This window comes from Burkholderia sp. SRS-W-2-2016 (genome assembly GCF_001931485.1).
Lineage (GTDB): Bacteria > Pseudomonadota > Gammaproteobacteria > Burkholderiales > Burkholderiaceae > Paraburkholderia.
On record NZ_MSDV01000040.1, the window covers coordinates 1 to 12,160 of the forward strand.

General features: G+C 65.6%; 11 protein-coding genes and 1 tRNA gene. 4 read left to right on the forward strand and 8 right to left on the reverse strand.

Features of this window, described 5'->3' with window-relative positions; all coding sequences use genetic code 11:
- The 3 genes from BTH42_RS17960 to uvrC all read right to left on the reverse strand — a co-directional run bounded on the left by BTH42_RS17960 (position 1) and on the right by uvrC (position 3,338).
- Positions 1–73, reverse strand: a tRNA-Gly gene (locus tag BTH42_RS17960).
- Between the two features lie 209 nt (positions 74–282).
- On the reverse strand, positions 283–876 hold the full coding sequence (gene pgsA / locus BTH42_RS17965; protein WP_075301816.1) for a CDP-diacylglycerol--glycerol-3-phosphate 3-phosphatidyltransferase: 594 nt from the start codon (positions 874–876) through the stop codon (positions 283–285).
- Positions 877–1,088: 212 nt separating this feature from the next.
- The gene (gene uvrC, locus BTH42_RS17970) at positions 1,089–3,338 is read right to left on the reverse strand and encodes an excinuclease ABC subunit UvrC (RefSeq protein ID WP_075301818.1); all 2,250 of its coding nucleotides are present in this window, start codon (positions 3,336–3,338) and stop codon (positions 1,089–1,091) included.
- Between the two features lie 283 nt (positions 3,339–3,621).
- On the opposite strand from uvrC, the gene earP reads away from it, so the two are divergent.
- The 4 genes from earP to BTH42_RS17990 all read left to right on the forward strand — a co-directional run bounded on the left by earP (position 3,622) and on the right by BTH42_RS17990 (position 7,860).
- Positions 3,622–4,833: an elongation factor P maturation arginine rhamnosyltransferase EarP gene (gene earP / locus BTH42_RS17975; RefSeq protein WP_075301820.1), complete on the forward strand. Its 1,212-nt coding sequence runs from the start codon at positions 3,622–3,624 to the stop codon at positions 4,831–4,833.
- A 416-nt stretch (positions 4,834–5,249) separates the two neighbouring features.
- Positions 5,250–5,807, forward strand: a complete 558-nt coding sequence (gene efp, locus BTH42_RS17980) for an elongation factor P (RefSeq protein ID WP_062127804.1) — start codon at positions 5,250–5,252, stop codon at positions 5,805–5,807.
- Between the two features lie 278 nt (positions 5,808–6,085).
- Entirely contained in the window at positions 6,086–6,292 is a 207-nt protein-coding gene (locus tag BTH42_RS17985; protein WP_075301822.1) for a CsbD family protein, read from the forward strand.
- A gap of 185 nt (positions 6,293–6,477) precedes the next feature.
- Positions 6,478–7,860, forward strand: coding sequence for a sigma-54 dependent transcriptional regulator (locus BTH42_RS17990; RefSeq protein ID WP_075301824.1), 1,383 nt, complete (start codon positions 6,478–6,480; stop codon positions 7,858–7,860).
- Between the two features lie 117 nt (positions 7,861–7,977).
- Here BTH42_RS17990 and nagZ read toward each other — a convergent pair whose 3' ends face one another.
- The 5 genes from nagZ to era all read right to left on the reverse strand — a co-directional run bounded on the left by nagZ (position 7,978) and on the right by era (position 12,125).
- Complete coding sequence (gene nagZ, locus BTH42_RS17995; RefSeq protein ID WP_075301826.1) at positions 7,978–9,006, reverse strand: beta-N-acetylhexosaminidase; 1,029 nt, start codon at positions 9,004–9,006, stop codon at positions 7,978–7,980.
- Positions 9,007–9,072: 66 nt separating this feature from the next.
- Positions 9,073–9,540 carry a holo-ACP synthase gene (gene acpS / locus BTH42_RS18000; RefSeq protein WP_075301828.1) on the reverse strand — a complete coding sequence of 156 codons (468 nt, stop codon included), beginning with the start codon at positions 9,538–9,540 and terminating at the stop codon, positions 9,073–9,075.
- Between the two features lie 26 nt (positions 9,541–9,566).
- A complete protein-coding gene (pdxJ, locus tag BTH42_RS18005; RefSeq protein WP_075301830.1) occupies positions 9,567–10,331 on the reverse strand; it encodes a pyridoxine 5'-phosphate synthase in 765 nt (254 codons plus the stop codon).
- The gene (gene recO / locus BTH42_RS18010; RefSeq protein ID WP_075301832.1) at positions 10,328–11,239 is read right to left on the reverse strand and encodes a DNA repair protein RecO; all 912 of its coding nucleotides are present in this window, start codon (positions 11,237–11,239) and stop codon (positions 10,328–10,330) included. The genes pdxJ and recO overlap by 4 nt, the downstream gene beginning before the upstream one ends.
- Positions 11,226–12,125, reverse strand: coding sequence for a GTPase Era (gene era / locus BTH42_RS18015; protein WP_075301834.1), 900 nt, complete (start codon positions 12,123–12,125; stop codon positions 11,226–11,228). The genes recO and era overlap by 14 nt, the downstream gene beginning before the upstream one ends.
- Positions 12,126–12,160 lie beyond the last annotated feature (35 nt).

Sequence of the window (12,160 nt, forward strand, 5' to 3'; positions counted from 1 at the left end):
AGCGGGAGACGAGGCTCGAACTCGCGACCTCAACCTTGGCAAGGTTGCGCTCTACCAACTGAGCTACTCCCGCATTGCACTGCATTTACTGCTACTTCTTTACTGCGTCTCCGGTGTTTCGCGTTGCGTGCATCGGAGAAACGAGATTATGGAGAACCGACTGAAACGTGTCAACCCCCTTTGTACAACTCTTTTAAAGAAATTATTTCCCTCATCGTTGCACGAGGTTCGAGCACACTTTTGCTCCCCCTCGCCGCTATGTTCACGACGACGTTTCCGACCTCAGGCGATGCCACCGCGCTCGCGAATCTGCGGCCATGCGAGCTTCATGTAGTAGAGCATCGACCAGATCGTCAGGAACGCGGCGAGATAGATCAGCCACAGGCCCCACACGCGCGTATCGACCGCGATGCCCGCGCCGAGCCGCAGCGGACCGTAGAACAGCAGCATCGGAATCGCGATCATCTGGCACGCGGTCTTGAACTTGCCGAGCGAGTTGACCGCAACGCTCTTCGACGCGCCGATCTGCGCCATCCATTCGCGCAGCGCCGAGATCGCGATTTCGCGTCCGACGATCACCAGCGCAATCGCCGAATCGATCCGCGACAGTTGCACGAGCACGAGCAGCGCGGCCGTCACCATCAGCTTGTCGGCGACCGGATCGAGAAACGCGCCGAACGCGGAAGTCTGATTCCATTTGCGGGCGAGAAAGCCGTCGAACCAGTCGGTGAGCGCGGCCAGTATGAAGATCGTCGCGGCCGCGAGGTTGCGGTGCGCGGGGCTCATCATCATGTCGGGCAGATAGAACACACCGACGACCAGCGGAATCAGCACGATTCGCAGCCAGGTCAGGAAGATCGGGAAATTAAACGGCATGTGGGCAGGCGCAGCGTCGGACGAGTGAGTTGCAATTGTGCCGTGTCGCCGTGCCTGCCACAAGCAAGCCGGCGCGGCTGTGCACGCGGCCGGCTCGGGCCCGGCGCTTGCCGCGCGCGGCGGCGGTCGGGCGGCGATGGATGCGCCGGCCCGCTCACGCGCCGCCGGACCAAGCCGCGCGCGGCGCGCGGCGACTCACCGCGAAGCGAAGCTCAATGCAGTTGCCGGTAGATCTGCTCGGCGAGCGCCTGCGAAATGCCTTCGACGCTCGCGAGATCCTCGACGCTCGCGGCCACCACCCCGCGCAGTCCGCCGAAGCGCGCGAGCAGCCGCTGACGCCGCTTCGCGCCGACCCCTTCGAGTTCCTCGAGCCGCGAGGTCTGGCGGGTCTTGCCGCGCTTCGCGCGCATACCGGTGATCGCGAAGCGGTGCGCTTCGTCGCGAATCTGCGCGACCAGCATCAGCGCGGCGCTTTCCTTGCCGAGTTCGAGCGGCGTGCGGCCGTCGGCGAAAATCAGCGTTTCGAGGCCGACCTTGCGGCCCTCGCCCTTCGCGACCCCGACCAGCATGCCGGTATCGAGCCCGAGTTCGGTGAACACCTGGCGCGCGATTTCCACCTGCCCCTTGCCGCCGTCGATCAGCACGATGGTCGGCAGCGTGCCGCCGGCCGCGGCCGGTTCGGCGGCATCGGCGGCGAGCGACGGCTCGGCGGCCGCGTCGCTTTGCGATTCGGCCGCCGCATCGGCGGCATTGGCGGCGGCCTGCTCGACCATCTTCTCGTAGCGGCGCGTCAGCACCTGGCGCATCGCCGCGTAGTCGTCGCCGGGCGTGATGCCGGTGATGTTGTAGCGGCGGTACTCGGACGACTGCATCTTGTGATGGTGATAGACCACGCACGAGGCTTGGGTCGCCTCGCCCATCGTGTGACTGATGTCGAAACATTCGATGCGCAGATGCGCGAGGTCGTCGCACTCCATCCCGAGCGTGTCGGTCAGCGCGCGCGTGCGGGCCTGCTGCGAGCCCTGCTCCGACAGCAGTCGCGCGAGCGCGAGCCGGGCGTTCTGCTCGGCCATCGCGAGCCATGCGCGGCGTTGGCCTTGCGGCTGGCGCAGCACGGTCACCTTGTGGCCCGCCTGTTCGATCAGTACGTCGACCAGTTCACGTCCCGGCGCGTGGCTGACGACCAGCACCGGCGGCACGCGATTGCCCAAGTAGTGCTGCGCGATGAACGCTTCGAGCACCTCGGCTTCGATGCCGCCCGGCGCGCGGCCTTTGCGGCGTTTTGTGGCTGGGGCGGATGCGTCGGGGGTGGTTGCGTCTGCGTCTGCGTCTGCGTCTGCGTCTGCGTCTGCGTCTGCGTCTGCGTCTGCGTCTGCGTCTGCGTCTGCGTCAGTGTCGTCGAGGTCGGCGTCTTCGTCTTCCGCGGGCATGTCCCGCGCGATCGCGAGTGCATCCACGGCCGCCGCCGCGTGCGCCGCGTCGTTCACGCGCGCTTCGGCCTGCACAATCGGCACCGGCCAGTCGGCCGCTCCCGCGTCTGCGTCACCGTCTTCCAGCCCGCCTTCGTCGGCGGTCAATGCGCTCTCCACGTGAGTCGGGAAATACGCCTTGTCACCGAGATGCCGGCCGCCGCGCACCATCGCCAGATTCACGCACACGCGGCCGCCCAGCGCGACCACCGCGAGAATGTCGACATCGCTATCGCTGCCGACTTCGATCGCCTGCTGATGCAACACCGTCGACAGCGAACTCATCTGGTTGCGCACCGCCGCCGCCTGCTCGAACTTCAGCTCGCTCGCGAACGCGTGCATCTTCTGCTCGAGCTCCTTCATCACCTCGCCCTGGCGGCCGAGCAGGAAGCGCGCGGCGTTGCCGACGTCGCGCGCGTAATCCTCTTCGCTGATATTGGCGACGCACGGCGCGGTGCAGCGGCCGATCTGATGCAGCAGACACGGCCGCGTGCGGTTGTTGAACACCGAGTCCTCGCAGGTGCGCAACTGGAATACGCGCTGCAGGATCTGGATGCTCTCGCGCACCGCCCACGCGCTCGGGAACGGCCCGAAGTACTGGTTCTTGCGATCGACCGAACCGCGGTAATACGCCATGCGCGGAAACTTGTGGCCGGTCAGCTTCAGATACGGATACGACTTGTCGTCGCGAAACAGAATGTTGTAGCGCGGCGCAAGCGCCTTGATCAGATTGTTTTCGAGCAGCAGCGCCTCCGCCTCGGAGCGCGTAACGGTCGTCTCGATGCGCGCGATGCGCGTGACCATCATCGCGATGCGCGGCGACAGCTGGGTCTTCGTGAAGTAGCTCGATACACGCTTTTTCAGATCGCGCGCCTTGCCCACGTAGAGCACCGCGCCGCCCGTGTCGTAGTAGCGGTAGACGCCGGGCAGATGCGGCAGTTGGGCGAGCACTTTTTTCGGCTCGAAAGCGTCGGTTGCTGCGGATTCGGTCATGCGGGGTCGTTTGGGTGGGACGGTGTCGCGCTCGATGTGGCTCGGTGTCGCTTAATTTCGTCGTTGTCTCGTCCGTTGTCTCGTAGAGGCGCCGGGCGTGGCATCACGGTCGCGCATCGGGCAACGCACCCGGCGGGCCGCTCGTCGTGCCAGAGTCGTGCTCGAAGCGCTCGGAATGGTCGCGCGCGATCGCGAGCGAGGCTTTAGAATCGCCAGTTTAGATCATTCCGCGTGGCTTCGAACCCGCTTCGCGTCGCCGGAGCCGGCCGCTGCCCGAACCGCCATGTCCGCCGTCCCGCCCGCTTCCGGAACCTCCGCCGCGCCCACCAGCCCGGCCGCTCTCACCACCCCGATCGCCTGCGATATCTTCTGCGCGGTCATCGACAATTTCGGCGACATCGGCGTGTGCTGGCGTCTGGCGCGCCAGCTCGCCGGCGAGCACGGCTGGCAGGTGCGGGTGTTCGTCGACGATCTGCATGCGTTCAGGAAGCTGTGCCCGTCGCTCGACACCACTCGCGCGCGTCAGACGCTCGACGGCATCGTCATCGAACACTGGCACGAACCGGCGCACGCCGGCGACACGCTCGAAGTCGCCGACGTCGTGATCGAAGCATTCGCGTGCGAGCTGCCGCCGGTCTACATCGCCGCGATGGCCGAACGCCCGCGCGCGCCGCTGTGGCTGAACCTGGAGTATCTGAGCGCCGAGGACTGGATCGCCGACTTCCATCTGCGGCCGTCGCCGCATCCGCGCTATCCGCTCAGCAAGACGTTCTTTTTCCCGGGCCTCGGCCCCGGCACCGGCGGCGTGCTGAAAGAACGGCATCTCGACGCGGCGCGCGCCGCGTTCGAAGCGTCGGCCGAGGCCCGTTCCCAATGGTGGCGCGCGAGCACCGGCCACCCGCCGCCGCCCGCCGACGCCACGGTCATCTCGCTGTTCGCATACGAGAATCCGGCCGTCGACAGCCTGCTCGAACAATGGCGCGACAGCGCGAACCCGATCGTGCTGCTGGTCCCCGAAGGCCGCATTTCCGGCGCACTCGCGCGCTTTTTCGGGCTGCCGTCGTTCGCGGCGGGCAGCCACGCGACGCGCGGCAACCTGACCGCGCACGCACTCGCGTTCACCGAACAGCCCGGCTACGACGCGCTGCTGTGGGCCAGCGACGTCAATTTCGTGCGCGGCGAAGATTCGTTCGTGCGCGCGCAATGGGCCGCGAAACCGTTCGTCTGGCACATCTATCCGCAGGCGGACGATGCCCATCTGCCGAAACTCGACGCCGCCCTCGCCCACTACACCCGCACGCTGCCGGCCGCCGCGCGCGGCGCGCTCGAGCGCTTCTGGCACGCGTGGAACGGCAATGGTCAACCGGACTGGGCGCAATTCCAGCGCCATTACCCGGCACTGAAGCAGCGCGCCGCCGGTTGGGCGGCCGAACTCGCGCAAGTCGGCGATCTCGCCGGAAATCTGACCTTGTTCGCAAAAACTCAGTTAAAATAAGCGGTTATCCAACGGCCGACGACGCAAGCGCGGCCCGATTTCCGCAGCACCCTCATGGTCAGCCACGCTGGCCAGTCCCCCAGTGGAAAGACGTATGCGTGCCCCAACCTTCGGGCCGGCACGCGAATGTCAAAAAAGGGACGTAGGGTGATGGCTTCACGGATCGGCGCCACTCGTGTACACGCCCGCACAGGGTAAAAATCAGGTAACGGACAGGTGGACTGGCCGGGCACCGGCGGGCTGCAAAAGGCGGCCCCCACCCGGATTTCCGCCGCGAGCCGGCCCCGTTTCACGCATCCCAGCCAGCATCGCCGTTTCGTCACGGCGCGCGGCAGGCGGTGAGCGAAACGCCGAAGCCGCTTGCGCCGTATGCCGTTGAGCAACAGTTAGCTATTTATCTCGTACAGGACAGTTTTATGAAGACCGCACAGGAACTCCGCACCGGCAACGTCGTGATGATCGGCGCTGACGCCATGGTCGTGCAGAAGGCCGAATACAACAAGTCGGGCCGCAACTCCGCCGTCGTCAAGATGAAGTTCAAGAACCTGCTGACCGGCGCAGGCATGGAAACCGTGTACAAGGCAGACGACAAGTTCGACGTCGTCGTGCTCGAGCGCAAGGAAGTGACCTACTCGTACTTCGCCGACCCGATGTACGTGTTCATGGACGCCGACTACAACCAGTACGAAGTCGAAGCCGAAATGATGGGCGACGCACTGCACTACCTCGAAGACGGCATGGCTTGCGAAGTCGTGTTCTACAACGAGAAGGCGATCTCGGTCGAACTGCCGACCACGCTGGTCCGCGAAATCATCTATACGGAACCGGCTGTCAAGGGCGATACGTCGTCGGGCAAGGTGCTGAAGAACGCCAAGCTGAACACCGGCTTCGAACTGCAGGTGCCGCTGTTCTGCAACATCGGCGACAAGATCGAAATCGATACCCGTACGCACGAGTACCGCAGCCGCGCGTAAGCGCCTGCGCGCAACAGCGCAACACCCCGCCAGCGCCGGTACTCCGCCGGCCTGCATAAAAAAAGCGCCCAATTTTGGGCGCTTTTTCTTTTCTGTCTCTGTCGGTGTGGTTCAGGAAAACTTTACCGGCGACTGTCTCAAAATTACTATCGTCGAGCGGTGGATTTCGCACTTCGCGATGAGCAAGTCGTTGATCCACATCAACAAATGTTTTTGGCACGGTCTCTGCTTGCCTCAGAAGAAGCTAGCACCGTTTATTTCCAAATTCGGGAGGCACCGTGAACCACGACATCGCAGAAGGCAAGTGGAAACAGATGGTCGGTAAAGCGAAGGCCGCATGGGGCGAACTGACCGACGACGAACTGACCAAGGCCGAAGGCCGCGCCGACCGGCTCGCCGGTCTGATTCAGGAGCGTTATGGCAAGACCCGTGAGCAGGCCGAGTTGGAAGTGCGGCGGTTTTTCGATAGCAACCGGGATTTCTGACAGAGCCGGTGCAGGAACTACAGGCATCGTCGCCGCGACCGCCACGGGCGCGGCCGGACGGTGGCCTGTCGCTCCGCCGTTCCGGGCCCGCTGTACTGCCCTGTCGTCGAGCCCCAGAGCCTGCGCCGCGCCGCTGACCGAGCGGCGCACCGGGTATTTCATTCATTCATAAAATTGCGCTCGCCATGCCACACGCACTGATTGTTGAAGACGATCCCAATAGCCTGTCCGGCCTGTCCGCGATACTGGCGGCCGACGGCTTTTCCGTCGATACCGCGACCACGCTCGCCGAAGCCCGCACGGCGCTGACCCGCTTCATTCCGGACGTCGTGCTGGTCGACTTGAACCTGCCGGACGGCAGCGGCCTCGATCTGCTGCAGCATCTGCCCGCCCATCCGCCAGGCGGCGCATTGCCGGTGATCGTGATGACCGGCAACGCGACGGTCGAGAGCGCGATCGAGGGCTTGCGGCACGGCATCTGGGACTATCTGCTGAAGCCGGTCAATATTCCGCGCCTGCGCAGCCTGCTCGCTCGGATCCCGCGCCCGTACGAACTGACCGAGGAAGTGCAGACGCTGCGCGCGTCGCTGCGTCAGTTGGGCCGCTTCGGCTCGATGCTCGGCCGCAGCAGCACGATCCAGCACGTGTACGACACGATCGAGCATCTCGCGCCGACCGAGGCCGCCGTGCTGATCTGGGGCGACGCCGGCACCGGCAAGCAGGTCGCCGCGCGCACCCTCCACGAGATGAGCCGTCGCCGCAAGGGTCCGTTCGTCACGTTCGATTGCCGCAGCGCGGCCGTCGCCGCACTGAACCGCTCGCTCGACAGCGTGATGTTCGGCCACGAACGCGGCGCGTTCGGCGGCGCCGAGCAGCGCGAGCCGGGGCTGTTCGAACAGGCGAGCGGCGGCACGCTGTTCATCAACGAGATCTGTGAGCTGCCGCGCGCGCAGCAGGAAGCGCTGCTGCGTGCGCTCGATTCGCAGACCTTCATGCGGGTCGGCGGCACCAACCAGGTCGTCACCGACTTCCGGCTGGTCGCATCGACCCGCAAATCGCCGCGGGCAGCGGTCGAGGACGGCAGTCTGCATCGCGATCTCGCGACGCGCCTCGAAGCCGCCGCGGTAACGCTGCCGCCGCTGCGCGAGCGCGGCGAGGATCCGGTGCTGATCGCTCAGGCGGTCGTCGATGAAATGAATCAGGAAGCGAGCGCGCGCGGCACCGCCGAGGCCGCGAAACAGGCGGGGCCGAACTTCCTGCGCGAATGTCTCGCGTACGACTGGCCGGGCAACGTGCGCGAATTGCAGGAGCGGGTGCGGCGCGCGTATCTCGCCTCGGGCGACGTGATCGAATCGTTGCGGGCCGACGAAGCGGGCACCGCGAACGGCCGCGATCTGAACGGCAGCCGCGTGCAGGTGACGGTCGGCACGCCGCTCGCGGACGTCGAGGAAATGCTGATTCGCGCGACGCTCGATGCGGTCGGCGGCACGCGGCATCGCGCGGCATCGTTGCTGGGGATCAGTCCGAAGACGCTGTACAACAAGCTGCAGCGGATGCGCTTGAACTGAGTCCGCACCGCGCTGCCTGCTGCGTGGGCAGCGGGCAAACTGCCTGCCGCGGATGACGATGAAAAATGGCGCCTTGAATCACTTCAAGGCGCCATTTTCTTTCTCAGTAGCCGCTCTTCAACCCAACGCACCGCGCAGCAGCGCCTGCGCCTGCACGTAGCGCGGCTCGGTCATCAGCTTGTCCCACGTGAGCGCTTCGCCGCGCGGCCGCATGCGCTCCAGACGCTGTCGCGATTCCTCCGACGGCGTAAAGCGCAACGCGTCGAGCACCTTCTCCGCTTCGTGCGGCTGGTTGCAGATCACCACCATGTCGCAGCCGGCCTCCAACGCGGCGGTTGCGCCTTCGGTCAGCGTGCCGCCCTGGCGCGCGGCTTCCATCGACATATCGTCGGTGAAGATCGGGCCGTCGAAGCCGAGCCTGCCGCGCAGGATGTCCTGCAGCCAGACGCGCGAAAAGCCGGCCGGTTTCGTGTCGACCTGCGGATAAACGACGTGCGCCGGCAGCACCGCGCCGAGCGACAGACCGAGCCAGTCGTACGGCGCGGCGTCGTTGCCGAGAATCTCGTCGAGCGGGCGTTCATCGACCGGCATCGCGACGTGCGAGTCCGCCTGCGCGAAGCCGTGCCCCGGAAAGTGCTTGCCGCAGTTGCTCATGCCGGCGAGCGCGAGGCCGTGGTTCAGGCTCTTCGCGAGCAACGCGACCACGCGCGGATCGCGATGGAACGAGCGATCGCCGATCACCTGCGAATGCCCGTAATCGAGATCGAGCACCGGTGTGAAACTCATGTCGATACCGCACGCGCGCAGCTCCGCGGCGAGGATATAACCGACCGCCGTCGCGACCTTGGTCGCGAGCAGTACGTCGCGATCCCACAGCGCGCCGAGCTTGCCCATCGACGGCAGCACCGTGAAGCCGTCGGTGCGAAAGCGCTGCACGCGGCCGCCCTCGTGATCGACGGCGATCAGCAGATCCGGTCGGATCGCGCGGATCGCCCCGGTCAGCGCGATCAGCTGCGCGCGGCTCTCGTAGTGGCGCGCAAACAGGATCACGCCACCGGTCATCGGGTGAGCGAGGCGTCGTTTGTCGTCGCGATCGAGCGTTTTGCCGACCACGTCGAACATCACCGGTCCGGTTCTGGTTTTCATCGAATTCCGCTGCAAGGGAGTGTGAAGCAAGGACGAACCCGCGCCGCCAACGGCGGGTTCAATGTTTTATTCAGTCGCGGATTGTGCGGACGAAGTATGCCGGGTAGTCGCCTGCGTCCCCGGCCCGGAGTCAGACGCCACGCCGGTCTCCGCGATCACGAACGACACCGCGTAATCGCGCTCGTCGCTGATCGTCACACGCGCGGTGATGCCGCGCGCGTCGAGCCAGTCGGCCAGTTCGCCCGATGCGACCACCATCGGCTCGCCGCTCGGTTTGTTCAGCGTTTGCAGCGCGCGCCACGTCATCGGCCAATGCATGCCGAGACCGATCGCCTTCGAGAACGCTTCCTTCGCGGAGAAACGCGTGGCCAGAAACGCGAGGCCGCGCGCCGCCGAACGCGCATGGCGCGCGTGGTAGACCCGCAACTCGTCGGGGCCGAGCACCTTTTCCGCGAAGCGGCCGTTGGTGCGGGTCATCACCGCGGCCACTCGGCTGACCTGCACGATGTCGGTACCGATGCCGTAGATCGCCATGCCTGCGCCCTCGCGTTACGGCTGGATCAGCCGCGCGCGCCGAGACGCGCGGCGACCATGATCGCCTTCATCTCGCGCACCGCGTTGTCCCAGCCCGCGAAGATCGCGTGCGCGACGATCGCGTGACCGATGTTCAGTTCGACGATGCCGTCGATCGCTGCGATCTGCTGCACATTCGTGTAGTGCAGACCATGGCCCGCGTTGACCTTCAGGCCGAGCGTCGCGCCGAATTCGACCGCGCGCACGATGCGCTCGTATTCGCGCTGCTGCTCGGCCGGATCGTGCGCTTCCGCGTAGCGACCGGTGTGCAGCTCGACCACCGGCGCGCCCGCTTCGTGCGCGGCGCGAATCTGCGTTTCGTCCGGGTCGATGAACAGCGACACGCGCGAGTTCGCATCGGCGAGCTGGCGGCACGCGGCCCGCACCGCTTCGAACTGGCCGGCGACATCCAGCCCGCCTTCGGTCGTCAGTTCCGCACGCTTTTCCGGCACGAGGCAGACGTCGTGCGGCTGCACTTCGCAGGCGATATCGAGCATTTCCTGGGTCACCGCGCATTCGAGATTCATGCGCGTTTTCAGCAGCGGACGCAGCTTGCGCACATCGGCATCGACGATATGGCGGCGGTCTTCGCGCAGGTGCAACGTGATCGCGTCGGCGCCGGCCTCTTCGGCCATCAGCGCGGCGCGGATCGGATCGGGATAGGCGGTGCCGCGCGCATTGCGCAGCGTGGCGACGTGATCGATGTTGACGCCGAGGTCGATCACGGTCGGCGAGGTAAGAAAGAAGCTCATAGATTCTGCAGGTCGATCAGGATCTGGCGGGTCGCAAGCGGCGTGCCGCCGAGATAGGTGTTGAGCAGAAAGCGCATCAGCGTTTTGCTTTGCGCGACGGTCTGCGCTCGATGGTAATCGTCCTGTTCCATATCGAGCAAGGTTTGCCCGGAGATGACCGGCCATTGCGCGGGCCACTCGTCGGAGGCCTCGCGCACGCCGCGCTCGGGATCGAACACGTAGCGCCCTTCCGCGACCACCGCTTTACGCGCGACCGTGCGATCGAGCGCCATCGCGTAGCCGGTCTCGCGCAGCAGCACGCGTTCGAACGAGCGCAGCACCTGCACGGGCGGCTCGTCGTGGGCAAGACGGGTGAGTGTGACCAGGTAGTGATGGAACAGTTGCGGATGCGGGTCTTCGCGCGCGCAGAACTTGACCAGCAGCTCGTTCACGTAGAAGCCGCACAGCAGCGCGTCGCCGGTCAGCGGCAGCATCCCGCCGACCCATTCGGCGCCGGTCAGCGTACGCACTTCGGATTTGCCGGACCATGCGAGCGCCAGCGGCTGGAAAGTTTGCAGTACGCCGCGCAGCGCTGAGTGCGGTCGCTTCGCACCCTTCGCGACCAGCGCGAGACGGCCGTGATCGCGCGACAGCACGTCGATGATCAGGCTGGTCTCGCGATACGGGTAGCTGTGCAGCACGAAAGCGGGCTGCTCGGTGATCCGGTAGTCGGATGCGGAAGTGCGCGGCGCGCGGCGCGGTGCGGCCCTGCGCGGCTCGCCGCTGCCGGTGTCGGCAGACGACGTGGTGCTGCGGGCGCCTTTTGCGGCGGATTTTTTCGCGCTACGCGCGGGCCGCGACGGTTCCTGCTCCGGGTCGTCCGGAGCAGCGTCGGAATTGAGCGTCATCCACGCGTCATTCGTACCCATACGCACGAAGCCCGGCTTCGTTGTCGGCCCAGCCGCTCTTCACCTTGACGAAGGTTTCCAGGTACACCGGACCGTCGAACAGCTTGGCCATGTCGAGACGCGCCTCGGTGCTGATCTGTTTGAGCTTCGCGCCCTTCTGGCCGATGATCATCGCCTTGTGGGTATCGCGATCGACGAGGATCGTCGCGAAGATACGGCGCAGCCGGCCTTCGGTTTCGAACTTGTCGATCAGCACGGTGCTCGTGTACGGCAGTTCGTCGCCGGTCCAGCGGAACACTTTTTCGCGCAGGATTTCAGCGGCGAGGAAGCGCTCGCTGCGATCGGTCAGGTCGTCCTCGCCGTAGATCGGCTCGCCTTCCGGCAGGAACGGCTTGATGGTCGCCATCAGACGCTTGATGTCGTCGATATTCTTCGCCGACAGCGGCACGATCTCGTTGAAGTCGCGCAGCGCGCTCATCTGCTGCATGAACGGGTACAGCGACGCTTTGTCGTTCACCCGGTCGAGCTTGTTCGCGATCAGCAGCGTCGGTACGTTCGGCGGGATCAGGTCGAGCACCTTCTGATCGTCGGCGCCGAAGCGGCCGGCTTCGATCACGAACAGGATCGCGTCGACCGAGGTCAGCGTCGAGGTGACCGCGCGGTTCAGCGAACGGTTCAGCGCGCCGCTGTGCTTGGTCTGGAAACCGGGCGTATCGACGAACACGTACTGCGCGTCGTCGATCGTGTTGATGCCGGTGATGCGATGGCGGGTGGTCTGCGCCTTGCGCGACGTGATACTGACTTTCTGGCCGACCAGCGCATTCATCAGCGTCGACTTGCCGACGTTCGGGCGGCCGACGATCGCGACCATGCCGCAGCGAAAACCAGTGGGAGTGGGAGCGTTCATATTCGGACTACGGCAGGTTCAGTTCGGCGCGCCGG

What these genes read in the sequence shown, in the direction of transcription:
- pgsA (WP_075301816.1), bottom strand. Translation starts at nt 876, where the DNA reads ATGCCGTTTAATTTCCCGATCTTCCTGACCTGGCTGCGAATCGTGCTG.
- uvrC (WP_075301818.1), bottom strand. Translation starts at nt 3,338, where the DNA reads ATGACCGAATCCGCAGCAACCGACGCTTTCGAGCCGAAAAAAGTGCTC.
- earP (WP_075301820.1), top strand. Translation starts at nt 3,622, where the DNA reads ATGTCCGCCGTCCCGCCCGCTTCCGGAACCTCCGCCGCGCCCACCAGC.
- efp (WP_062127804.1), top strand. Translation starts at nt 5,250, where the DNA reads ATGAAGACCGCACAGGAACTCCGCACCGGCAACGTCGTGATGATCGGC.
- BTH42_RS17990 (WP_075301824.1), top strand. Translation starts at nt 6,478, where the DNA reads ATGCCACACGCACTGATTGTTGAAGACGATCCCAATAGCCTGTCCGGC.
- nagZ (WP_075301826.1), bottom strand. Translation starts at nt 9,006, where the DNA reads ATGAAAACCAGAACCGGACCGGTGATGTTCGACGTGGTCGGCAAAACG.
- acpS (WP_075301828.1), bottom strand. Translation starts at nt 9,540, where the DNA reads ATGGCGATCTACGGCATCGGTACCGACATCGTGCAGGTCAGCCGAGTG.
- pdxJ (WP_075301830.1), bottom strand. Translation starts at nt 10,331, where the DNA reads ATGAGCTTCTTTCTTACCTCGCCGACCGTGATCGACCTCGGCGTCAAC.
- recO (WP_075301832.1), bottom strand. Translation starts at nt 11,239, where the DNA reads ATGGGTACGAATGACGCGTGGATGACGCTCAATTCCGACGCTGCTCCG.
- era (WP_075301834.1), bottom strand. Translation starts at nt 12,125, where the DNA reads ATGAACGCTCCCACTCCCACTGGTTTTCGCTGCGGCATGGTCGCGATC.